We start from the raw sequence: 23,760 nt of genomic DNA, 5'->3' as shown, positions 1-23,760 counted from the left end.
GATTACAGGTCGAATCCAATATCTGAACGGAAATATTTCTTGTCGAAATTGATTTTCTTCGCATTGGCGAATGATTGTGCCAAGGCTTCTTCTTTATTGGCACCGTAGGAGCTGACTGCAATGACACGTCCGCCGCTAGTGACTACCTGTCCGTCTTTCAGTGCTGTTCCTGCATGGAATACAATGCTGTTTTCAATCTCTTCTACTCCGCTGATGGCAAATCCCTTGTCATAATGTTCCGGATATCCGCCGGATACCAGCATGACGCATACTGCCGAACGGGGGTCTATCTCCAGGACTTTTTCCTTCAGATTGCCTGTTGCCACTCCTTCAAGCAGTTCCACCAAGTCACTCTTGATGCGCAGCATGACACTTTCCGTTTCCGGGTCGCCCATGCGTACATTGTATTCAATGACCATCGGTTCGCCTTTTACATTAATCAGGCCGAAGAAGATAAAGCCTTTATAGTCGATGCCTTCTGCTGCCAGTCCTTCTACTGTGGGGCGGATGATACGTTCTTCCACTTTTTCCATCCATGCTTTGTCGGCAAACGGAACAGGAGATACACTACCCATACCACCGGTGTTCAGCCCTTTGTCGCCTTCGCCGATGCGTTTGTAGTCTTTTGCTTCGGGCAGAATCTTGTAGTTCTTTCCATCGGTCAGAACGAATACGGAACATTCTATACCGCTCAGGAATTCTTCAATCACTACGGTGGCGGAAGCGTCACCGAACATTCCGCTCAGCATTTCTTTCAATTCTTTCTTGGCTTCTTCCAGGGTGGGCAGAATCAGTACGCCTTTTCCGGCGCAAAGACCGTCGGCTTTCAGTACGTATGGAGCTTCCAATGTTTCCAGAAAGGCTAATCCTTCTTCCAGATTTGCGGCAGTGATACTTTTGTAACCGGCTGTCGGGATATTATGGCGTTGCATGAAGCCTTTGGCGAACTCCTTGCTGCCTTCCAGTACCGCACCCGCTTTTGAAGGCCCGATAACAGGAATGTTTTTCAGCGCTTCATCTTTTTTGAAATAGTCATAGATTCCTTTGACTAACGGGTCTTCGGGACCTACCACTACCATATCTATATTATTCTTTACTACAAACTCTCTGATTGCTGTAAAGTCATCTGCTTTAATCGCTACATTCTCGCCTACATTACTTGTGCCGGCATTTCCCGGGGCGATATAGAGTTTCTCGATTTTGGGACTTTGAGCAATCTTCCATGCCAGGGCGTGTTCACGTCCGCCTGAGCCTAATAGCAACAGTTTCATAATCTTATCTTTTGTTTATTTTAAGTGGTCTTCAAAATAGCGTGTAATGCGTTCATACAAGTGCACACGGTCGCGTCCGAACATATTATGACCGTCGCCCGGATACATAAAGAAATCGGGTTGGGTTCCGGCATCAATGCAGGCACGGAGGAAACTGATGCTGTGCTGGGGAACACAAGTGGGGTCATTGGCGCCAATGATCACTTCCAAGCGTCCTTTCAGGTTTCCGGCTCTCAGCTTCAGGTTGGCGTTCTTGTAGCCTTCGGGGTTGGTTTGCGGAGTATCCATGTAGCGTTCGCCGTACATTACTTCGTAGTAAGCCCAGTCGATGACAGGACCGCCGGCTACTCCTACTTTGAATAGTTCGGGGTAAGTCAGCATCAAGTTGGTGGTCATGAAACCACCGAAGCTCCAACCATGTACGCCAATGCGGTTATTGTCCACATAACCCAATGATTTTAAGAAATCCACTCCTTTTACCTGGTCTTTCATCTCTTCGGTTCCCAATTGGCGGAACGTACAGTTCTCAAATTCCAGTCCCCGGTTGTCACTGCCCCGGTTGTCAACGGTCAGCATGACGTAACCCAGTTGTGCCATGTAAATATCCCATCCGCGGGCGTCATAGTTGCGGTTGTTGTGGATTAGTTGGGCATGTGGTCCGCCATACACGTAGATTACGGCCGGGTATTTTTTGTTGGGGTCAAAATTCACCGGCTTTATCAGGCGGTAGTATAAGTCGGTCTTGCCGTCGGCTGCCTTGAGGGTACCGACAGTGATTTCGGGCATATTGTATGCTTCCAACGGATTGGTGGCGGTCAACAGGCTGATAGTCTTTCCCTTTCCGGAAGTGGGAACGATCTCGATATTCCGGGGAATGGTGAAAGAAGTATAATTGTCTATCACATAGTTGCCGCTACCGGACAGTTGTACATGATGCATACCGTCTTTATTGCCGATGAGGCGGCGTTTGCCTGTCTTTACATTCACAGCGTATGCGTTGCTCTGCAAAGGGGAAACCTCTGTGCTCATGATGATGACTTCCTTGGTCTTTTCATTGAATCCGAGGATGTTTTGTACTACCCAGTTGCCTTGGGTAAGCTGTCTGGTCTTGTAGCTTTCCCGGTAAGAACCTCCGGCCGCGGCTCCATGTGATTCCGGATATATGGAAGTCTTGGTGTCCATCAGGTAAAGATGGTTGTAGCCGTCGCGCTGGCTCTGATAGATGAACTTCGTGTGGTCCCACGGCAGAAAGACGATGGGATGTTGGGGCTCTACATATTTAGTATGCTTCTCTTCGTAAAGGGGATTGCTTTTCAGTGGCTCTCCTGTTTCCGCGTCATAGCAGCATAGCAGGGCATGGTTCTGGTCACGGTTCAGTTCAATGACATAAACGCTTTTTTCGTCAGGACTCCAGCTGATATTGGTAAAATAACGGTCGGTAGGGTCGCCGGCTTTCAGATAAACTGTTTTTTGGGTCGCCGGATTGTAGATGCCGACAGTCACTTTGTGGCTGGTCATTCCTGCCATCGGATACTTGTCCGGCTCCAGTGTCGCTATGCGGGTGGAGGTATTTACTTGTGGATAATCGGTTACCATGCTTTCGTCCATGCGGTAGAAAGCAAGCAGATTTCCTTTCGGACTCCAGAAAGTACCTTTCGAGATACCAAATTCCTGACGGTGTACACTTTGTCCGCATACGATGCCTTTCGGTTCGTCGGTGACTTGTTGCGTTTTCCCGTCGGCAGTCGTTACAAACAGATTGTTGTCAAGGGTATAAGCCAATGAACGGCTTTCCTTGTTCCAGTCCTGGTTGGCGGCTTTAGGAGAGAGAGGCTGACTCCATATTATTTCCTTTTTAGTTAAATCGATCAGCACTTTATTGGATGTGGTATTTACCAGCATCATCTTTTCAGCGTATGGGAAAGATGCATTCCTGAAGTGGTTGATTTTCCCTAATTCCTTGTTTGCCAACAGTTCATTCACTTCCTGCAAAGTGATAAGTACGTTTTCCTTCCCATTTGCCGGCTGGATGGTTTTTACCTCTTCTATGTCGGCGTTGATGCATACATCTCCCCACCATTGCAAACCATACAGGTTTTGTGGAAGCAGGTTATAATAATTGTTTCCTCCCGGCATCAAGTCTTCCAGTGTGAAACTTTTCTTGTCTTGTGCCCATGTTACAGATGAAGCCATGATTAATAAGGCAATCAGATTGATTAATTTTCTCATAACTGTTTATTCTTCTGTCTTTTCCTTATTGTCGTCAAATTTACGGGGACTGCTTTTGAAATTGTCGCGGCCTTCACGTCTGTCACCAAAGTTGCGGTGTTCTCCTCTTTTGAAATCGCCACGTCCCTCACGTTTGTCATCAAAAGAGCGTCTTTCTCTGCGCTCTCCTCCTTTGTACTCTCCGTGTCCTTCACGTCTGTTGTCAAAACTACGACGTTCTCTGCGTTCTCCATATTCTACCTTTTCCGTGTTACGGCGCGGGCGGATTTCTTCCCGGCGGGGCTTGAATTCCTGATCGGCGTTCTCACTACGGAATTCTTTGAATTTGCCGTTGAATAATTGGTATTTGCGGAATTCACATTCCAACGAACCGTTGAACAGGGGGATTTTTATAGAAGGCTTTAAACCAATCTGGTCGAAACATTCTTCACGGTAACTTAGTACCCATGCATCATTGCCGGTGAAAGAGTGTTTCAGACGTTCGCCTATCATTTGATACAGGCCCAGCAAATCATTGGTTGAGATACGTTCTCCATAAGGAGGGTTGGTGATGATGATGCTTTTTTCTTTGGGTTGCTCAAATTGCTGGAACGGTTGGATTTTTAAGATAATCTCCTTGCTCAGTCCGGCTGCTTTCACATTGTGAGTGGCAATTTCATTTGCTTTCGGATTATTGTCATATCCAAAAATCTTATGTGTGAACTCACGTTCCTGTGAGTCGTCATTGTAGATGCGGTCAAATAGTTCCTGATCAAAATCGTTCCACTTTTCAAAAGCGAACTCCTTACGGAATACGCCGGGAGCGATGTTACGTGCTATCAGGGCGGCTTCGATAGGTATTGTTCCTGAACCGCACATCGGGTCTATCAAATCACATTCGCCTTTCCATCCGGTCATCAGGATCATACCGGCTGCCAGTACCTCATTCAAAGGAGCTTCTACAGCTTCCTGGCGATAACCCCGGCGGTGGAGTGACTCGCCCGAACTATCCAGTGACAGAGTGCATTTATTTTCGGCTATATGGATGTTCAGTGCCACATCGGGATGGTTGATGCGTACCGAGGGGCGCTCTCCTGTCTTTTCACGGAAATAGTCCACAATGGCGTCTTTTACTTTGTAGGCTACGAACTTGGAGTGACGGAACTCGTTCGAGAAAACCACAGCGTCTACGGCAAAACTTTTATCTTTATCCAAGAAGTCTTCCCACGCAATGGCCTTGATAGCTTCGTAAACTTCATCGGCATTCTTCGCCTCAAAATGTTTGATGGGTTTCAGGATGCGGATGGCAGTACGCAGGCAGAAGTTTGCCCTATACATCATTTCTTTATCGCCCGTAAAGGCTACCATGCGTCTTCCTACTTCTATATTGCTGGCTCCCAGCTCGGTGAGTTCTTTTGCCAGTACTTCTTCCAGTCCCTGGAAAGTCTTGGCGATTAGCTCGAATTCTTCCTTCATCTTAAATGATAATTACGTAATTTCAATTGATGGGACAAATTTAATGATTTTCTGTTTGCTAATCAATTATTTAGAGAATTAATCTGTTTGATGAAGCAAAAAAGAGGATGAAATCGGGGCGTCCACGCTCCTTGCCGGGGTCTTTATTTACCTTTGATTATAAAAATTCTTTGAAAACGGAATTGGGTATATCTGTGGAATAAATTGACAAAATATGTATCCGGCAATGTAATTGTTATCCTATAGAAATAAATTCTACACAGGAATTTGCCATTTTTGCTGAATCAAGAAACTTAAATAGAAATCAGAATGAAAATGGAATTGACGGATGAGAAACGTAAGGGATATGTGGTTTGTGCTTTAATGATACTGGTCTCTTGTTTGTATTTGGTTTATTTGGGGTACAGTCTCTACCGTATGGGGCATGCTTAGGACAAAATGAAACCATATCTGTATCACACAGGTATGGTTTCTGTAAGAGAAATTCTATGATTAATAGGTTGAGTGACTTTTATGCGAATTCTTCTGCCAGATAGACTTCGTTTATTTCGCAGAAAAACTCATCGGCGATATCTGACAGGGTTTCCAATGCTTCTTCGGCAGTTTCGCCGTAAGTGCAGCATTGGTGGTAGTCTGTTAAAAAGGCGTAATATTCCCCGTAGGGTGTACATTCTATCTGATATTCATTGCTTTTAAGTTCCATATATACCTCCTTTTTTATCGTACTGCAAATATCTTGTTTATCTGTTACAAGAAGGTGTACAGGAAGTTACTGTTTTATTAAAAAGTTTGCTGCCATACTACTTTTTAGACCATTTTGTGATGTCAGCATTTCTATGATGGCAAAGGGGTTTTATTCGTCTTTGTTTTTTCGCTGTACGATACGTGATCCGGCAGGTACATTTTCTGTTACCCAAATATTACCTCCTACGGTAGCACCCTTGCCAATAGTAACACGCCCTAAAATGGTTGCATTGGAATATACAATGACATCGTCTTCTAAAATAGGATGGCGTGGAATGCCTTTAATGGGATTTCCATTATTGTCTAGCGGAAAGCTTTTAGCTCCTAATGTTACCCCTTGATAGAGTTTCACATTATTTCCGATGATGCTGGTCGCTCCGATTACTACACCTGTACCGTGGTCGATAGTGAAATGGTGTCCTATTTGTGCCCCCGGATGAATATCGATACCGGTTTCCGAATGTGCCATTTCTGTAATGAAGCGGGGGATTAAAGGTACACCCAGTATTAACAGCTCATGTGCGATGCGGTAATTGCTGATAGCGCGGATAGCCGGATAGCAACTGATGATTTCACCAAAGCATGTGGCGGCGGGATCACCATAATATGCGGCTTCTACATCGGTAGCCAGAATGCGGCGGAGTTCGGGCAGTTTACTGATGAAACGAGCTGCCAGCAAAGAGGCTGTTTCTCTGCACGGTTCATTGTCATCGGTTGCATTTTTACTGTTTTCCTGTCCGAAGCAAAGTCCTGCCAGAATTTGTTCGGTCAGCAGACCGAACAGGGTTTCTACATTTACACCGATATGGTAGTTGATGGTATGGCTGTTAACGGTGGAATTACCAAAGTAGCCGGGGAAGATAATGGCGCGTGCCAATTCTACTATCTTGTATAGGGATTTGGCAGATGGTAAAGGATCTCCATCTTTGTGTTGGTGGAATAATCCTTTATAGGACTGGCTTTCAGATAATTCATCTACTGCCTGCGTTAATATTTTCGTGTAATTGAATGTAGTCATGAACTGAATGCTTTAGAAGGACAAAAGTAAGTAAATTCTATATTATTGCCAATAAATAGAATGAATATTGATGTTAATCCTTTATTTTTGCAGAAAAAAGGGAATATTTATGGTAAATAAGAAAAATCCATTTGCTTTTAAGGCAAAACAGGAAACTAAAAAGAAGTCTGGTGGTAAACGGATCGGCAAATCGAAGCCGGATAAAGCGAATAATCAGTTGAATAGAAGAGTGAAGTAAATGAAACTATTGTCTTGTTGTAGGGGAAGAACCAGTCTGCCCCTACAACAGGATGTTAATCTTTATTTCTCGACCAAAGCGAAATCAAGTTGCTTTTTCTCCAGATTGGCGCGGGCCACTTTAATGGTAACCGGATCTCCCAAACTGAATTTTTTGTGATGCCGGCGTCCCGTCAGACAATAGTTCTTTTCATCGAAATCATAATAGTCATCACCAAGGTCACGCATGGGAATCATACCTTCGCACTTGTTTTCGTTCAGTTCCACATAAAGTCCCCATTCGGTAACTCCGGAAATGACTCCATCGAACTCCATGCCTAGGCGTTCACCCATAAACTCTACTTGTTTGTATTTTACAGAGGCACGTTCCGCATTGGCGGCGATTTGTTCCATTTCAGAGCTATGGTCACACAATTCTTCGTATTTCGCTTCCTGTACCGTACGTCCTCCTGCCAGATAGCGGGTGAGCAGACGATGAACCATCATATCCGGAAAACGGCGGATAGGTGAGGTAAAGTGAGTATAATAGTCAAATGCCAGACCATAGTGGCCAATATTATGTGTGGAATAACGGGCCTTTTGCATGGCACGCAAGGATACGGTTTCCACCAGATTTTGTTCTTTCTTGTTCTTTATGTCGTCCAGTAAACGATTGATGGATTTGGATATCTCAGTTTTGCTACCCGATGTACGTATCTTATATCCGAAGCGATTGATAAACCAATTCAAGTTCTCCAGTTTATCGGGGTCCGGAAGGTCGTGGATACGATAAGGGAATACTTTGGCTTTCTTGTTTTTAGGTACTTTACCGATTTTTTCGGCAACCGTGCGGTTGGCCAACAACATAAATTCCTCTATCAACTTATTGGCCTCTTTGGATTCTTTGAAGTAGACACTGAGCGGTTTGCCGGTTTCGTCTATCTCAAATTTCACTTCTACGCGGTCAAAGTCAATAGCACCGGCAGCCAATCTTTGTTTACGCAGGATTTGTGCCAGTTTGTTCAGTTCCAGAATTTCTTCTTTGTAGTCGCCTTCACCCGTTTCAATCACTTTTTGCGCCTCCTCATAGGTGAAACGGCGGTCGCTCTTTATAATGGTGTGCACGATGCGCGAGTCTTTCACCTCTCCCTTTTCATTCATATTGAAAATGACGGAGAATGCCAGTTTCTCTTCGTCGGGGCGGAGGGAACAGATGAAGTTGCACAGCCGTTCGGGCAACATGGGGATGGTACGGTCTACCAGATAAACGGAAGTAGCGCGTTTTTCAGCTTCTTTGTCGATAACGCCTCCTTCTTTTACATAATGAGTAACATCGGCAATGTGTACGCCTACTTCCCATAGTCCCGGTTTGATGAGACGGATGGAGAGCGCGTCATCAAAGTCCTTTGCATCTTTAGGGTCAATGGTGAAAGTTGTTACATTGCGGAAATCTTCACGTTCTGCATAGTCCGCCTCGGAAATCTCTGCCGGAATCTTTTCGGCAGCGGTTTCTACATTCTTGGGATATACGTAAGGTAAGCCGAATTCGGCCAGAATGGCATGCATTTCAGTTGTGTTTTCTCCTGCTTTTCCCAAAATATCAATGACTTGTCCTATCGGGTTTTTTGCCTCTTCGGGCCATTCTACAATTTTCACGACCGCTTTGTCCCCATTCTTTCCACCTTTCAGCTTATCTTTCGGGATAAAAATATCATTTGCCAGAGTGCGGTTCTCGGTCAGCAGAAAGGCGTAGAATTTCTCTACTTTCAGTGTGCCGACAAAAGTATCGTTGGCACGTTCCAGAATCTCTATCACTTCACCTTCCGGGTTCCGGTTCTTACGTTTGGCAAAGAGGGCTATTTTTACTTTGTCATTATTCATGGCATGTGCCGAATTACGTTCGGCTATGAAAATGGTTTCTCCACCATCATCGGGGATGAAGGAGTTCTTGCCATTGCTTTTACGCTGAAAGACACCAGTCATAATCAGGCCGTGGTCGTTCAGTTTGTAGTGTCCTTTTTCTACTTCTTGCAGAAAATCATCCTCAATCATTTCAGTAATGATGTCGGCACAAAGCATTTTAAGAGGATGTGTAGTAAGGTTCAGACTGCTTGATAATTGTTTCAGACTGAATGTTTCGTTCGGTTTTGTGTGGAATAAGCTTATCAGTCGTTCAGACATTTCGCTTTTTTTCATGCGTTTCCCTGCTTTTTTTTCTTTCTTTTTAGCCATAAGGGGATATATTTATGTATTATGTGCTACAAAGTAAACAAAATAATTGGAATAGCGGTTCAATAGATACATTAAATTTGGTTGAATCTAAATGAAACGTGCTATCTTTGTCCGTTCTAAAACAATTGTTATGACTGAACTTGATAAGAAAATCAGGGAAAAAGAAATTTATAGAGTTACATTAGTGGGGAGTTTCGTTAATTTCTTGCTGGTTATTTTTAAATTCCTTGCCGGAATTGCAGGGCATAGTGCTGCTATGTTGGCAGATGCAGTTCATTCTCTATCTGACTTCATTACGGACGTAGTAGTGATTCTTTTTGTACGTATATCCAATAAACCAGTGGACAAGAGCCATGATTATGGTCATGGGAAATATGAAACATTGGCTACTGCTTTCATTGGTATGGCATTATTGGGGGTAGGATTTGGAATATTGTGGAATGGAGCAACAGATATATTGGTTTTCCTACGAGGTGGGGAACTTCGTCAACCGGGAATGTTGGCATTGGTTGCTGCCATTATTTCTATTCTGTTGAAGGAAATACTTTATCAATATACAGTCAGAGTGGGGAAAAGATGCCACTCACAGGCTGTTGTGGCGAATGCGTGGCATCATAGGAGTGATGCATTATCATCCATTGGTACGGCTGCCGGTATTGGCGGAGCGATTTTACTTGGTCCTCATTGGGCGGTACTCGATCCTATTGCCGCTGTGACAGTCAGTTTCTTTATTATGCGGGTTTCCATCAGGCTGCTGGTTCCTTGCCTAGATGAATTGCTGGAAAAGTCTTTGCCGGATAGTGTGGAACGTGAGATAGAGGGGATTGTGTTATCTTTTGATGGAGTCAGCGAACCGCATCATTTACGCACGCGGCGCATCGGAAACAATTATGCTATAGAGATTCATATACGCATGGATGGGAACATTTCTCTGCATAAAGCGCACGAGACGGCAACTGGTATTGAACATAGATTGAAAGAAAAGTTTGGAGAGGATACTCATGTGGGTATTCATGTGGAACCGGTGAAATAACATACGAAGAATGAATAACGAAGAATTTGCACAAAAGAACACTTGCTGCTTAAAGAAAGTATTGGTAACCGGAGCAAGCGGATTTATTGGCAGTTTCCTGGTGGAAGGAGGATTGGAGAGAGAGATGCAGGTATGGGCTGGTGTACGTAAAAGCAGTAGCCGTACCTATTTGAAAGATCCTCGCATTCAATTTGCCGAATTGGATTTTGCTCATCCCGGAAGATTGACGGAGCAATTGGCTGTTCATAAACAATTGCATGGGGGATGGGATTATATCATTCATTGTGCCGGTGTAACTAAATGCCGCCATAAGGACGAATTTGACAAAGGCAATTATGTCTATACCCGTAATTTTGTAGAAGCTTTGAGAACCTTGGACATGGTTCCCCGGCAATTTGTCTATATCAGTTCACTTAGTATTTTCGGTCCTATTCATGAAGATAATTATGCACCCATCAGTGAGCGTGATACGGCAATGCCCAATACGGCATATGGGGTCAGTAAGCTAAAGTCGGAACATTACCTGCAATCATTGAATGATTTTCCGACAGTGATTTTCCGTCCTACTGGAGTTTATGGTCCTCGTGAACGCGATTATTTTCTGATGGCGAAGTCTATCAAGCAGCATATAGACTTTGCTCCTGGTTTTAAAAGACAGGATCTTACTTTTATTTATGTGAGGGATTTGGTACAAGCTGTTTATTTGGCAATAGAACATGGAGTGCGGCAGCGCGCCTATTTTGTTAGTGACGGAAATGTCTATTCCAGCCGTACTTTTTCTGATTTGATACAAAAAGAACTTGGTAATCCGTGGGTTATACACATTAAATGCCCATTATTTATTTTAAAAGTTGTATCTTTGCTCGCTGAATTTTCAGCGCGTTGCCTGGGAAAGGTAAGTACGCTGAATGCTGACAAATATAAAATAATGAAACAACGTAATTGGCAATGCGATATTTCACCCTTGGTGGAAGAACTGGGATATCGTCCTGAGTACCCTTTAGACAAGGGAGTAAAGGAAATCATTGCATGGTATAAGAAAGAAGGATGGCTTTAAATTTATTCAAACGGGTAGACAGTGTGAAAGGATTGTTTGCCGTTGAGAGCATTAGTCTGATATATAATGCCCTCACGACCATAATGGTTTTAATATTATTTCCTCGTATGGACCACCCTGTAATTATGCTTTTGGAGCGTGCAGGCATTGTGGCCATTACGTTTGCATTAATATATTTGTATCGCAAGTATCCGTGTAAACTTACGGCATTTATACGAATGGCTGTGCAGATGGCATTTTTAGCGTATTGGTATCCCGATACCTTTGAATTTAATCGTCTTTTTCCCAATCTGGATAACTTCTTCGCTTCGGCGGAGCAGTTTTTGTTCCGTTGCCAGCCTTCGGTAGAATTTAGTGAACATTTTCCTTCCATGTGGTTCAGTGAACCATTTAATATGGGGTATTTCGCTTATTATCCAATGATTGGGATTGTGACTATTTATTATTTCTTGTTTCGTTTTGAGTGGTTTGAAAAGGTTTCTTTTGTGCTGGTCACTTCGTTTTTTATCTATTATCTTATTTATATATTGGTTCCGGTTGCCGGTCCGCAATTCTATTTCCCTGCTATCGGAATGGACAATGTGATGGCGCAGCATTTCCCTGCTATCGGTGATTATTTCAATAATAATGATATTCTGCTGCCCGGTCCCGGTTTTGATCATGGTTTCTTCTTTAATTTGGTAGAGGCCTCACAGGAAGTGGGGGAACGCCCTACTGCTGCTTTTCCTAGTTCGCATGTCGGTATATCTACCATTGTGATGATTATGGCCTATCGCGTTAATAAGAAACTATGTTATTTCTTGGCACCGTTCTACGTACTTCTATGCTGTGCTACGGTCTATATTCAGGCGCATTATTTGGTGGATGTTATTGCCGGCTGGATTTCGGCGGTATGTATTTATATTGTGGCTACTTATATGTATAAGCGTTGGTTTGCTTCTGTAGTCTTCCAACTTGTGCTGAAATAGTTTTAAAAAGTATATAAAAGCGTACAGGGTGTCCATTTTCGGACACCCTGTTTTGTTTATACCTTGTTGATTTTCAGTGATAAATGTTGCTGGCATGAATATTGCTTTAAAAATAATGGCTAAACGTTGCAACGTTTGGCATAGAAATAACGTCTAATGAATAAAACAAAAATAGTATGAGAAAATTAGTATCAACTTTAATGGCGGTGACCCTTATGTTAGTGTCTGCCACAGCATGTGCAGAGAGAATAACTCCTAGTAAGAACTATGTTACCAAAAAAGTGAATGTGGGTAGTTTTAATGCTATCTCTACCAGTTCTTCGGTGGATGTAATCTATACTCAAAGTTCCGGTGGACAGGATGTGGAAATATATGCTCCGGACAATTTGGTGGACTATATTGATGTCCGTGTAGAGGGTGGAGTACTTAAGGTTGGTTTTAAATCACCAAGAAACAATTTTTCAATAAACGGAAAACATAAAAAGGAAGTAAGAGTTTCTGCTCCGGCTGTGAACAGCTTGAAAGCTTCCAGTTCCGGTGATATTATTATAAAGAATGGACTGAAAACGAGTGGGAAAGTTACTGTTAAGGCTAGCAGTAGCGGTGATGTAACAGGAAGCACTATTTCTTGTGATGATTTTGCGGCTACCGCTAATAGTTCGGGTGATGTGATTCTGGAAAAGGTATCTTGTACGAATTTCTCTGCTGATGCCAGTAGTTCGGGTGATGTATCTGTCAAGAATCTGAACGCTGCTGATGTATCTGCTGATGCCAGCTCTTCCGGAGATGTGATTTTGGCAGGTATTTGTGAGAACGCTTCTTACAGAGCCAGTAGTAGTGGGGATGTAAAGGCAAAAGGTATGAAGGCGGTCAATGTAACTGCCAGTGCCAGTTCCTCTGGTGATGTGGAATGTTATGTGACCGGTTCGCTGACTGCGAAAGCATCCAGTAGTGGTGAGGTGGCTTATAAAGGCAATCCTAAAGATATTGATTTCTCTCCCAAAAGAGGTTTGCGTAAAATGGAATAGATAATGTGTTAATGCTACAATATATTAATGTGCCAATTGGCTGTGCTGTATTCCGCATGGCAATTGGCACATTAGCATATTAGCACATTGTAGCATTAAGAATTCATTCCGTAATTCCCCCTGATATAATCCAAGATACTGAAAAGTTCTTTCACGGTTTCGGCACGGAGCATGGCGATACGTGTCTCTTTAAAGTTGGGGATGCCTTTAAATAAGGGAGAAGCAGCCAGATGGCGGCGTACATGAAGAATACCGCGGCGTTCGTCAAGCAGATTCACACTGTCCAACACTTCCTGACGGAGTACATTCAGCCGCCACTCAAAAGAAAGGGCAGGGAGTTCCTTACCGGTTTCTATATAATGTTTTACTTCCTTGAATATCCACGGGCGTCCAAAGCTGGCTCGGCCAATCATAATAGCGTCTACTCCATACTGGTCAAAACACTCTTTGGCACGTTGTGGCGTAGTTATATCCCCGTTTCCAATGATAGGTATATGCATACGGGGATTCTTTTTTACTTCACCTATTAAACTCCAGTCCGCTTCACCAGTGTACATTTGTGCACGGGTGCGTCCATGAATGGTCAGTGCTTCAATGCCGCAATCTTGTAATTGTTCTGCCAAATCTACTATAATTTTATGCTCATTGTCCCAGCCTAGACGTGTTTTTACAGTAACGGGAATTTTTACAGTGTCCACAACAGCACGGGTAATTTCCAACATCAGCGGGATATTTTGCAGCATACCTGCACCGGCTCCTTTACCGGCAACGCGTTTTACAGGACAGCCAAAATTAATATCCAGGATGTCAGGATGCGCCTCTTCCACTATTTTCGCCGCTTCTACCATTGTTTCCGTGTCTCTGCCGTAAATCTGGATGGCTACGGGGCGTTCCTCATCGTTGATATTCAGCTTCTGCATCGTTTTACCTACCGAGCGTATCAATGCATCTGCCGATACAAATTCGGTATATACCATATCAGCACCGAACTTCTTGCACATCAGGCGAAAAGCGGGGTCTGTTACATCTTCCATCGGAGCCAGGAAAATAGGGTATCTGCCCAGGTCTATATTTCTAATCTTCATTGTTGTATGTTTATCTTTGGGTTACAGAAAAGTCAGATTCATTTGAGTATTAATTTATAATCTGTGTGAATCTGTGTAATCTGTGGTGAAATCAGGCTGCAAAAATACGGAAAAAAGCCTACCTTTGCACATATATTAATCAAAAGAATAATGAAAGCTTCTATAAAAGACTTTGAAATAATGGCTCCTGTAGGTTCACGTGAGTCGCTGGCGGCAGCCATACAGGCAGGTGCGGATTCTATTTACTTCGGAATTGAGAGTCTGAATATGCGTGCACGTTCTGCCAGTACATTTACTGTCAATGATTTACGCGAGATAGCACAGATCTGTGATAAACATGGCATCAAGAGCTATCTTACGATCAATACCATTATTTATGATGAAGATATTGCTTTGATGCGTACCATTGTGGATGCGGCTAAGGAGGCAGGCATCAGTGCCGTGATTGCTGCGGATGTGGCGGTAATGGCTTATTGTTGCGAGGTGGGGCAGGAAGTACACCTTTCCACCCAATTAAATATCAGTAATGCCGGAGCGTTGAAATTTTATGCTCGCTTTGCCGATGTAGTGGTATTGGCACGTGAATTGAATTTGAAGCAGGTGCGGGTGATTTATGATACTATCCAGAAGGAACAAATTAAAGGTCCGAATGGAGAATTGGTCCGTATTGAGATGTTCTGCCACGGGGCACTCTGTATGGCAGTGTCGGGCAAGTGTTATCTCAGTTTGCATGAGATGAATGCTTCTGCTAACCGGGGGGCTTGTATGCAGATATGTCGCCGTGCATACGATGTGAAGGATAAAGAGAGTGATATTGAACTGGAGGTGGACAATAAATACATCATGTCTCCTAAAGATTTGAAAACTATTCATTTTATGGATGAGATGATAGAGGCTGGCGTGCGTGTCTTCAAGATCGAAGGGCGTGCCCGAGGACCTGAGTATGTACGTACCGTGGTGGAATGTTACAAAGAAGCTATTTGTTCTTATCTGGAGGGCACTTTTACCGAGGAGAAGAAGCAGGCTTGGGATGAACGGCTGAAGACCGTATTCAATCGGGGATTCTGGAATGGGTATTATTTAGGACAGCGTTTGGGTGAATGGAGTAAGAACTATGGTTCGGAGGCTACTGAGCGTAAGGTGTATGTGGGTAAGGGAATCAAGTACTTTTCTAATATTGGCGTTGCAGAGTTTCTGGTGGAAGCTGCTGAGATGAAAGTAGGGGATAAGCTTCTGATCACAGGACCTACTACAGGAGCAGTATTTCTGACGTTGGATGAGGCGCGTGTGGATTTGAAACCGGTGGATGTGGTAAGAAAAGGTCAACATGTATCCTTTAAAGTACCCGATAAGGTACGTCCTAGTGACAAGCTTTATAAGTTGGTTTCTCCTGAGGATTTGAAGAAGAAATAAAACAGAAAGAATGTGTTTCTAAAGAGATATTGAAATTTAAATCTCTTATGATTAAAATCCGAAGAGAAGCTCCCTTTTCTTATTTTATGTAGCAATGAATAAAGTAAGAAAGGGTAGGATATCATGATGATACAGATTATTATAAAGCTGTTTCATTAATCTATTTTGAGTTATCCTTTGGAACTATAAATTTATTAATGAATACTCTCTTTTGATTTGTTTGAGAACAATAAAAAACCCGTAACAGTTCATTTTGCTACGGGTTTTTACTTTGTTAGAGTTTGCTGTTATTTGGTATAAATTGAGAGTTTAGGATGATCCTTGTAAAGGTTTTTGTTCGCCAGCTCTTCCGAATCCGTAATTCGGTACAAATAATATTTACTGTTTGGACAGAATGCACTTTTATCGGGGAAATTGAAGAAACGATGTCCTTGAGTCTTTTTCTTCAGGGTGTGAGTTTGTCCGTTTTCATCAGTGTAAATATAGTCAATGGGACCTTCGGGATATGCTTTTCGAACTACAGCCTGTTGGTTGCGGATAATGTCTATCAAACTGAATCCTTCACCCCATAATTCTTTACGGCGTTCTAACCAAATTGTTTCCAATAGGTCTTGTTGTGAAAGATTTGTATTAATGGTTTTTGCTCCTCTGGCTGTTTTTAAATCATTTAATTTGTTAATAGCATCTGGGTCATTCAGATGTGCCTTTGCCTCTGCATTTATCAAATAAATTTCGGCAACGCGCATCAATACGATATCACCAAGTTGGTTTTCGATATCGCGGAATCTGAATTTAGAGTTACGCATCCATACATAGGCTGCTGATTCAACGTCAGCTCCCGGATCTGTAGCCCAGAACAGCATTTCTTTACGATAATCACCATCTTCGAACAAATCACGGAAGTAAGGGTCTACATTGAAGCTATAATAGTATGATCCTTTAGTTGTAGTATCTAAATAATGAAACTGATAACTGGCATTACTTTGATCGTTGGTTTGAGCATGCCCCCAAATCCATTCTTTATTGTCTACAGAATTGAATCCGGCTTTATATTCACTCTCGGTCATTAGATAATTGTTTTTAGCTAACAATTTGTCTGAGTAAGTTTTAGCTTTCTCCCATTGACGAGCATAAAGACAGGCACGTGAGAGAATACCTAGGACAACTTCATTGTCAATTTTGTGTTTGGCGTCACGTACATAAGTTTCGGGAATAAGTTCTAATGCTTCTTCCAAGTCATTGATAGATTGCGCATATACTTCACTGACACTTGATGCAGGTTTTCCTTCAGCTGCAATTGTTTCATCTGTTGATTGTGTATAGATAGGTGCACATACAGCATCTGGATCTTTATCAATGGCAAAAGAATAACAAGAAGCTAGATGTAAATATAGAAAACCACGTAAGGCTAACGCTTGTCCCTTGATTCGATTTCTGTCAATTTGTGTACCTTCAGCAGCGTCAATATTATCTAATATACCATTGCAGTCATTAATAACACGGTATGCTAAAAGCCAGCTTAGGGTGTTTGTGCCCCCTTTTCCATAAATAGCGGTAAATTCATTGTGTGCTCTAAAACCATATTTGGTGTTTAGTACTACGTCAGAACCCATTGCATCATTTGCACGTAACATTGCTCCATAGCCAGGGTTGGCGTAGGAATTGAAAGTTTCCATCAGGTAGTTCCAACCACCATTAAGTACTTTTTCGGCATCTCCTGTTTTACCGAAAACAGAACCGGCATCTACATAAGTTGTAGGAATTGTATCCAAATCGCAGGAAGTGAGCATTATACTTCCCAGTGCGACTGAAAATATATATTTAAAAATAGTTTTCATATTCTTCTTTCTGTATTAAAGTTTCACATTGATACCGAATGAAATAGTTTTCATTGCCGGATAGCGATAGTAAGTAGAGCCTCCGAAAGTTTGCTCTGGGTCTAGACCTTGTTGTTTGGCTAATGTCAGCATATTTTCTGCTTGAAAAAATATGCTTGCATCTTTCAGTGTCAATGTGTTCAGCAATGACTTCGGCAGATTGTAAGAGAATGTAATATTCTTCAGACGTAAGTATGAACGGTCAACTAAGAACCGGTTTGAAGAGTTTGTCCATGAGCTTTTGGGAGAAGTAGTCAGACGCGGTACATCGGTATAGGGATTTTCAGGAGTCCAACGGTCTAACATATCTACGCTCCAACTGGTACCTGTAGGTCCTTGGCTCATCAATGAAACTTTATCCCCATTATAGATTTTACCACCAATGGAATAAGAGAATAAGAATGATAATGTAAAATCTTTGAATGAAAGATCTGATTGAAGACCGCCAGTCCAGTCTGGTAGTGAATTGCCACATTTTACTTTGTCGTCCGGTGTGGTTGATGAATAGTCTTCTGTGGTTACTTTTTCTCCGTTGGTATTGTAACGATACCACATAGGATTACCATTTTCAGGATTGACACCAGCCCATTCTACTAAATAGAAGTCATATAACGATCCTCCTTTTACCCATTTCTTGTTGCCACTCCACATTTCTTCGGCAGGTAATGAGGTTATTTTGTTTTTATAGGTAGTAGCATTAAAAGAAAGTTTCCATTTCCAATCTTTAGTCATGATAGGATATCCTGAGATTTGGAATTCCCATCCATAATTTTTGATGGCACCAATATTTTCGTCCATACTTGAGAAACCTGAAGATGGAACTAAGTCTTTAGAGAATAATAAATCTTTGGAACGACGTTCAAAATATTCTATTGTACCATTTAGACGATTGTTCCAGAAACCAAAATCCAAGCCGATATTAGTATTTAGATTGGTTTCCCATGATAAATTAGGAGTTGCCAGACGATAAGCGTGCAAACCGGATTCACCGAGGTTATTACGTATGGAATAGAGCGCCTGATACGCATAATAACCTACCTGGTCATTGCCTTGCGCTCCGTAGCTGGCACGCAATGATAAATTAGATAGCCAGTCTGATGTGTCCTTCATAAACTCTTCCTGCATGATTTTCCAAGATGCGCCTACTGACCAGAAAGTACCCCAACGATGATCCGGATGGAAACGGGAAGAACCGTCAGAACGGACAGAAGCCGATAAGAAGTATTTTTGATTGTACGAGTATTCAGCACTTCCAAAGAAGCTTAACAGCTTGTATTGGTCGCTGTTTCCGCCAAAATCACCTAAAGAGGAAGCTGCGTCGGGCTCATAAAATCCATCCATGATGACTTTGCTGCGGCTTCCGCCGAAATTGGAAGTGTTATATTCATAGTACTCCTGACCGGCCATCATACGGATATCATGTACATCATTGAACGTGTGTTGATAATTAATGACATTATTAAAAGTCATGCCTGTAGTGCGGTAGTTGTATTTGCTTACGCTGCCACCACTGATAGAACCTGTACCGTAAGTAGGATTGGTGTAGTCATGATTTGTTTTGTTGTTATAGTCAATATTCAAAGACATTTTGTAAGAAAGTCCTTCGATAGGAGTTATTTGGATAAAGCCACGTAAAGAAGCAGCATCGCGTTTTATCTCGCTTTTATCGTGTGGCATGGAAGCCAGCAGATTATATTTTGCATACGAGTTAGGGCGATACTCACCATAATCGAACATACGGTTACCATTTTCGTCCAATAAATATGCTCCAGTTGTCAAGTCACGTTGATACACTGGATAGAATGATGGTAATGAACGGGCAAACATGACCACATTGGAGATTGTTGAGTCATCTTGCTTGGGATAGTCTTGAACAGAATGAGTTCCTGATACATTCAATCCGATCTGTAACCATTTGCGGATATCTGAAGTCACGTTGGCGCGGAGAGTATAGCGTTTGAAACCAGAGCAGATATAAGCACCTTGGTCATCCATGTAACCTGCTGAAACAAAGTACTTGGAGGTTTTGCTACCACCACTTACGCGTACATTTAAATCTGTATAGTGCGCATCTTGTGAAAGGGCGTCGTCCCAGCTGTCGTCCCATAATGGTTTGGCGCCTGCTACCAGTTTTCCGTCATGGCCGATTGGTTCAGGATAAGCACTGCCATAAGGATTGATGCCTAGATTGCCTGTAACATTGCTTGATGCCCATACAGCAGCTTCTTCGGCAGAGTAACCGTTGTCCATACGATAGTTACGCATGGCTTCCCAATATAATTCATAATATTGGTTTGTATTCAACTGGTCGTAGTCTGCCCGTGCACGGCTTGAAAAACCATATTTGGCAGATAATTCAACGGTGGGTGCGCTATCTTTATTTCCTTGTTTGGTGGTGATCATAATTACGCCGTTTGCTGCACGTGAGCCATACAATGCAGCGGAAGCTGCATCTTTCAATACAGTGATTGACGCAATATCTGAAGATGCTATGGAGGAAAGAGCACCATCGTAAGGAACACCATCAACCACATAGAGGGGATTGGTTGAAGCGTTTACAGAACCAACTCCACGAATCAGGATAGTTGCGTCTGATCCGGGTTGACCGCTGGAGGAAAAAGACTGTAAACCAGCTACAGTTCCTTGCAGTGCTTTTGATACACTACTGACCTGTGCTTTTTCAATAGTACCGGCGGCAATATAGCTTGCAGACCCTGTAAATGTGGATTTTTTGGCAGTACCGTAAGGAACAGTTATCACTACCTCATCTACCATTTGGGCTGCTTCCTTTAATTCTACGTTAATCACTTTGCGTCTGTTTACCGGTATAGTTACTGTTTCGTAACCTACAAAAGAGAAGATCAGGCTTTCATTGCCGTTAACCTGAATCTGGTAGCTGCCATCGATAGAAGTGATGGTACCGCGAGTTTGTCCTTTTACAGCTACTGTGACACCAGGCATTTCTTCGCCTCCTGCGGTGACTTTACCAGTTACTGTAATTTCCTGTGCATATGTAATCATGCAGAATAGCAAGCTACATAATAATGAAGAAAATCTGCTCATATAAACTTGGCTTTTATTAGGGGTTTGTACATTGCCATTTTTCAGGCATTATATATTGAACTCTCTTTCTAAAATTGTGATGCTACCTTTTTTATCATTATCATATTTCCTAATAGTGGTTTTATGGCCATCCAAACCTCATTAGGGTCTCTTTTTGCTTGTGTATTTTATAATTGTGATATTCAATAACAATCGCAAATATATGTATTTTGATTTAAATAGGATAATATATTTTAATATTTTTTTTCATGGTGAACCTGTTGAAAGTCAAAACTATACGGAATTTTATTAACGTAGTTAAAATAGGAATTGTCTTATTTAAATATTGGGCGGATAGATCAAATCTATTTGTTTATCGCATTCCTGTGTGTTGATTTGTTTAATTTGATTTCAACAGTAAATCTACTTGAATATCAAAATGAATAAAAATATTTTTTAGACATATTTTATTGCTTGTTGTATGTTTATTCGTTTGTGGGCTATTCGTTTTTCAGTCGGAAAAGTATCGTTTGCAGAGAGGAGATATAGTAAATTAAGGTAAGATAGGAAGGATTTCGCCTAAAATGTCTATCTTTGCAATCCAATAACAAATAAGTGTACGTACATATTATGAATATAGAAGAAAAACTCACCACGTCCATTATCAGCGCTATCAAAACGTTGTACGGACAGGATGTACCCGGAAAAATGGTACAACTGCAAAAGACTAAGAAAGAGTTTGAAGGACATCTTACTTTGGTTGTTTTCCCTTTTCTGAAAATGTCTAAGAAGGGGCCTGAACAGACCGCACAGGAAATAGGCGGATACCTGAAAGAGCATGCTCCCGAATTGGTTTCAGCCTACAATGCAGTGAAGGGCTTTCTTAATTTGACAATTGCTTCGGATTGTTGGATTGAACTTTTGAATTCTATTCAGGCTGCTCCCGAATACGGTATTGAAAAGGCTACGGAAAACTCTCCGTTGGTGATGATTGAGTATTCTTCTCCCAATACAAACAAGCCGCTTCATCTGGGTCACGTCCGTAACAACCTGTTGGGAAATGCCTTGGCAAATGTCATGACGGCAAATGGCAATAAGGTGGTCAAGACCAATATTGTGAATGACCGTGGTATCCATATCTGTAAGTCCATGCTGGCCTGGTTGAAATATGGTAACGGTGAAACACCTGAATCATCGGGTAAGAAGGGGGACCATTTGATTGGTGACTATTATGTAGCTTTTGACAAGCATTACAAGGCTGAGGTAAAGGAACTGACAGCTCAGTACCAGGCTGAAGGCTTGAATGAAGAAGAAGCTAAGGCTAAGGCAGAGGCAAACTCTCCTCTGATGCTGGAAGCTCGCGAGATGCTCCGTAAGTGGGAGGCGAATGACCCTGAGATCCGTGCCTTGTGGAAGAAGATGAATGACTGGGTATATGCCGGATTCGATGAAACGTATAAGATGATGGGAGTTAGTTTCGATAAAATTTATTATGAATCGAATACCTATCTGGAAGGTAAGGAGAAAGTGATGGAAGGACTGGAAAAAGGTTTCTTCTACCGGAAAGAGGATAACTCTGTATGGGCTGATTTGACTGCCGAAGGACTGGACCATAAGTTGCTTCTTCGCGGTGACGGTACTTCTGTTTATATGACCCAGGATATCGGTACTGCCAAATTACGTTTTCAGGATTACCCCATCAACAAGATGATTTATGTAGTGGGTAATGAACAAAACTATCATTTCCAGGTACTTTCTATCTTGCTCGACAAATTGGGTTTTGAATGGGGCAAAGGATTGGTTCATTTCTCATACGGTATGGTAGAGCTGCCCGAGGGCAAAATGAAAAGTCGTGAAGGTACAGTAGTGGATGCGGATGATTTGATGGAAGCAATGATTGAAACTGCTAAGGAAACTTCTGCTGAATTAGGTAAATTGGACGGTCTGACCCAAGAAGAAGCCGACAATATTGCCCGTATTGTTGGTTTGGGTGCTTTGAAATATTTTATCCTGAAGGTGGACGCACGTAAGAATATGACTTTCAACCCGAAAGAATCGATAGATTTCAATGGCAATACAGGACCTTTCATTCAGTATACGTATGCCCGTATCCAGTCTGTATTACGCAAAGCGGCTGAAGCAGGTATCGTTATTCCCGAAATCATTCCAGCGGGTTTGGAACTGAGCGCAAAAGAAGAAGGTTTGATTCAGATGCTGGCTGATTTTAAATCGGTTGTCAAGCAGGCAGGCTCAGACTATAATCCTTCCATTATAGCAAACTATGCATACGATTTGGTGAAAGAATACAACCAGTTCTATCATGATTTCAGTATTCTGCGTGAAGAAAACGAAGCGTTGAAAGTCTTCCGTCTGGCATTGAGTGCCAATGTGGGCAAGATTGTGAAGACAGCAATGGGCTTGCTGGGTATTGAAGTGCCTGAACGTATGTAAATGGCAAAGAAACAGAAATATTATGTAGTATGGAAAGGTGTCAATCCGGGAGTTTATGACTCCTGGACTGACTGCCAGCTACAGATAAAAGGTTATGATGGCGCACAATACAAGTCATTCGAGACCAAAGAGGAGGCGGAACACGCCTTGGCTTCTTCCGCTTTTCATTATATAGGCAAGAATGCTGTTAAAAAAGAAGATACTCCTAAACAACTTCCCGAGAACTTTGATATGAACTGCCTGGCTGTGGATGCCGCTTGCAGTGGAAATCCCGGACCGATGGAATATCGGGGCGTTTATTTGCTTACGGGACAGGAGGTTTTTCATTTCGGTCCTGTTTATGGAACGAATAATATTGGAGAGTTTCTTGCCATTGTCCATGCCTTGGCATTGATGAAGCAGAAGAATATCAGTATGCCTGTTTACTCGGACAGCCGTAATGCGTTGAGCTGGGTGAAACAGAAGAAATGTAAAACTAAACTAGAGCGGACTCCTCAGACGGAGAAACTTTTTCAAATGATAGAACGGGCCGAAATTTGGCTGAAAGAAAATAAATATACCACACCTTTATTGAAGTGGGAAACCGACCGATGGGGAGAGGTCCCGGCTGATTTCGGACGGAAATAATAAAGAACTGAAGA

The 23,760-nt window shown here is 42.4% G+C and carries 18 protein-coding genes; 9 read left to right on the top strand and 9 right to left on the bottom strand.

Translation table 11 applies throughout. The annotated features are described in order from the left end of the window. Positions 1-2 precede the first annotated feature (2 nt). Genes purD through AB5062_RS00420 form a run of 3 tightly spaced genes read right to left on the bottom strand, consistent with a single transcriptional unit; the run spans position 3 to position 4,955 of the window. The gene (purD, locus tag AB5062_RS00430) at positions 3-1,271 is read right to left on the bottom strand and encodes a phosphoribosylamine--glycine ligase (RefSeq protein ID WP_005844159.1); all 1,269 of its coding nucleotides are present in this window, start codon (positions 1,269-1,271) and stop codon (positions 3-5) included. Between the two features lie 15 nt (positions 1,272-1,286). Further along, positions 1,287-3,500 carry a S9 family peptidase gene (locus tag AB5062_RS00425; RefSeq protein WP_032946235.1) on the bottom strand — a complete coding sequence of 738 codons (2,214 nt, stop codon included), beginning with the start codon at positions 3,498-3,500 and terminating at the stop codon, positions 1,287-1,289. A 6-nt stretch (positions 3,501-3,506) separates the two neighbouring features. Further along, positions 3,507-4,955: a THUMP domain-containing protein gene (locus tag AB5062_RS00420; protein ID WP_005844163.1), complete on the bottom strand. Its 1,449-nt coding sequence runs from the start codon at positions 4,953-4,955 to the stop codon at positions 3,507-3,509. 309 nt (positions 4,956-5,264) lie between these two features. Between AB5062_RS00420 and AB5062_RS00415 the strand changes: the two genes are divergently transcribed. Beyond that, complete coding sequence (locus AB5062_RS00415; RefSeq protein ID WP_005850059.1) at positions 5,265-5,387, top strand: hypothetical protein; 123 nt, start codon at positions 5,265-5,267, stop codon at positions 5,385-5,387. Positions 5,388-5,466: 79 nt separating this feature from the next. On the opposite strand, the gene AB5062_RS00410 is transcribed toward AB5062_RS00415, so the two are convergent. Continuing rightward, a complete protein-coding gene (locus AB5062_RS00410) occupies positions 5,467-5,658 on the bottom strand; it encodes a hypothetical protein (protein ID WP_005850060.1) in 192 nt (63 codons plus the stop codon). A gap of 150 nt (positions 5,659-5,808) precedes the next feature. Further along, entirely contained in the window at positions 5,809-6,717 is a 909-nt protein-coding gene (locus AB5062_RS00405; protein ID WP_032946233.1) for a serine O-acetyltransferase, read from the bottom strand. A gap of 109 nt (positions 6,718-6,826) precedes the next feature. Here AB5062_RS00405 and AB5062_RS00400 point away from each other — a divergent pair, with 109 nt between their 5' ends. Next, on the top strand, positions 6,827-6,955 hold the full coding sequence (locus AB5062_RS00400) for a hypothetical protein (protein WP_005844171.1): 129 nt from the start codon (positions 6,827-6,829) through the stop codon (positions 6,953-6,955). A gap of 62 nt (positions 6,956-7,017) precedes the next feature. Here the strand turns inward: AB5062_RS00400 and rnr are convergent, their stop codons facing one another. Beyond that, positions 7,018-9,165, bottom strand: a complete 2,148-nt coding sequence (gene rnr, locus AB5062_RS00395) for a ribonuclease R (RefSeq protein WP_005844173.1) — start codon at positions 9,163-9,165, stop codon at positions 7,018-7,020. Between the two features lie 91 nt (positions 9,166-9,256). Between rnr and AB5062_RS00390 the strand changes: the two genes are divergently transcribed. The 4 genes from AB5062_RS00390 (at position 9,257) to AB5062_RS00375 (ending at position 13,251) form a co-directional block, all read left to right on the top strand. Further along, entirely contained in the window at positions 9,257-10,198 is a 942-nt protein-coding gene (locus AB5062_RS00390) for a cation diffusion facilitator family transporter (RefSeq protein ID WP_005850066.1), read from the top strand. Between the two features lie 10 nt (positions 10,199-10,208). Then, complete coding sequence (locus tag AB5062_RS00385; RefSeq protein WP_005844176.1) at positions 10,209-11,255, top strand: NAD(P)-dependent oxidoreductase; 1,047 nt, start codon at positions 10,209-10,211, stop codon at positions 11,253-11,255. Then, positions 11,246-12,223 (top strand): phosphatase PAP2 family protein, encoded by a 978-nt coding sequence (locus tag AB5062_RS00380; RefSeq protein WP_005844178.1) that lies wholly within the window; start codon positions 11,246-11,248, stop codon positions 12,221-12,223. The genes AB5062_RS00385 and AB5062_RS00380 overlap by 10 nt, the downstream gene beginning before the upstream one ends. 176 nt (positions 12,224-12,399) lie before the next feature. Then, entirely contained in the window at positions 12,400-13,251 is an 852-nt protein-coding gene (locus AB5062_RS00375) for a head GIN domain-containing protein (protein ID WP_005844181.1), read from the top strand. A gap of 95 nt (positions 13,252-13,346) precedes the next feature. Here the strand turns inward: AB5062_RS00375 and dusB are convergent, their stop codons facing one another. Beyond that, positions 13,347-14,336, bottom strand: coding sequence for a tRNA dihydrouridine synthase DusB (dusB, locus tag AB5062_RS00370; protein ID WP_005844183.1), 990 nt, complete (start codon positions 14,334-14,336; stop codon positions 13,347-13,349). Between the two features lie 150 nt (positions 14,337-14,486). Here dusB and AB5062_RS00365 point away from each other — a divergent pair, with 150 nt between their 5' ends. Beyond that, positions 14,487-15,749: a peptidase U32 family protein gene (locus tag AB5062_RS00365; RefSeq protein WP_005844184.1), complete on the top strand. Its 1,263-nt coding sequence runs from the start codon at positions 14,487-14,489 to the stop codon at positions 15,747-15,749. A gap of 287 nt (positions 15,750-16,036) precedes the next feature. Here the strand turns inward: AB5062_RS00365 and AB5062_RS00360 are convergent, their stop codons facing one another. Next, positions 16,037-17,587 carry a RagB/SusD family nutrient uptake outer membrane protein gene (locus AB5062_RS00360; RefSeq protein ID WP_032952952.1) on the bottom strand — a complete coding sequence of 517 codons (1,551 nt, stop codon included), beginning with the start codon at positions 17,585-17,587 and terminating at the stop codon, positions 16,037-16,039. A 15-nt stretch (positions 17,588-17,602) separates the two neighbouring features. Then, the gene (locus AB5062_RS00355) at positions 17,603-20,689 is read right to left on the bottom strand and encodes a TonB-dependent receptor (RefSeq protein WP_032952953.1); all 3,087 of its coding nucleotides are present in this window, start codon (positions 20,687-20,689) and stop codon (positions 17,603-17,605) included. 609 nt (positions 20,690-21,298) lie between these two features. On the opposite strand from AB5062_RS00355, the gene argS reads away from it, so the two are divergent. Together argS and AB5062_RS00345 are read left to right on the top strand one after the other, a co-directional pair. Further along, complete coding sequence (gene argS / locus AB5062_RS00350) at positions 21,299-23,119, top strand: arginine--tRNA ligase (protein WP_005844203.1); 1,821 nt, start codon at positions 21,299-21,301, stop codon at positions 23,117-23,119. Continuing rightward, a complete protein-coding gene (locus AB5062_RS00345; RefSeq protein WP_005844205.1) occupies positions 23,120-23,746 on the top strand; it encodes a viroplasmin family protein in 627 nt (208 codons plus the stop codon). The last annotated feature ends 14 nt before the right edge of the window (positions 23,747-23,760 follow it).

It is taken from the genome of Phocaeicola sp. RTP21359st1_B8_RTP21360_211022, assembly GCF_040911965.1.
Classification (GTDB): Bacteria; Bacteroidota; Bacteroidia; order Bacteroidales; family Bacteroidaceae; genus Phocaeicola; species Phocaeicola vulgatus.
This window is presented reverse-complemented; position numbering and strand designations above follow the sequence as displayed.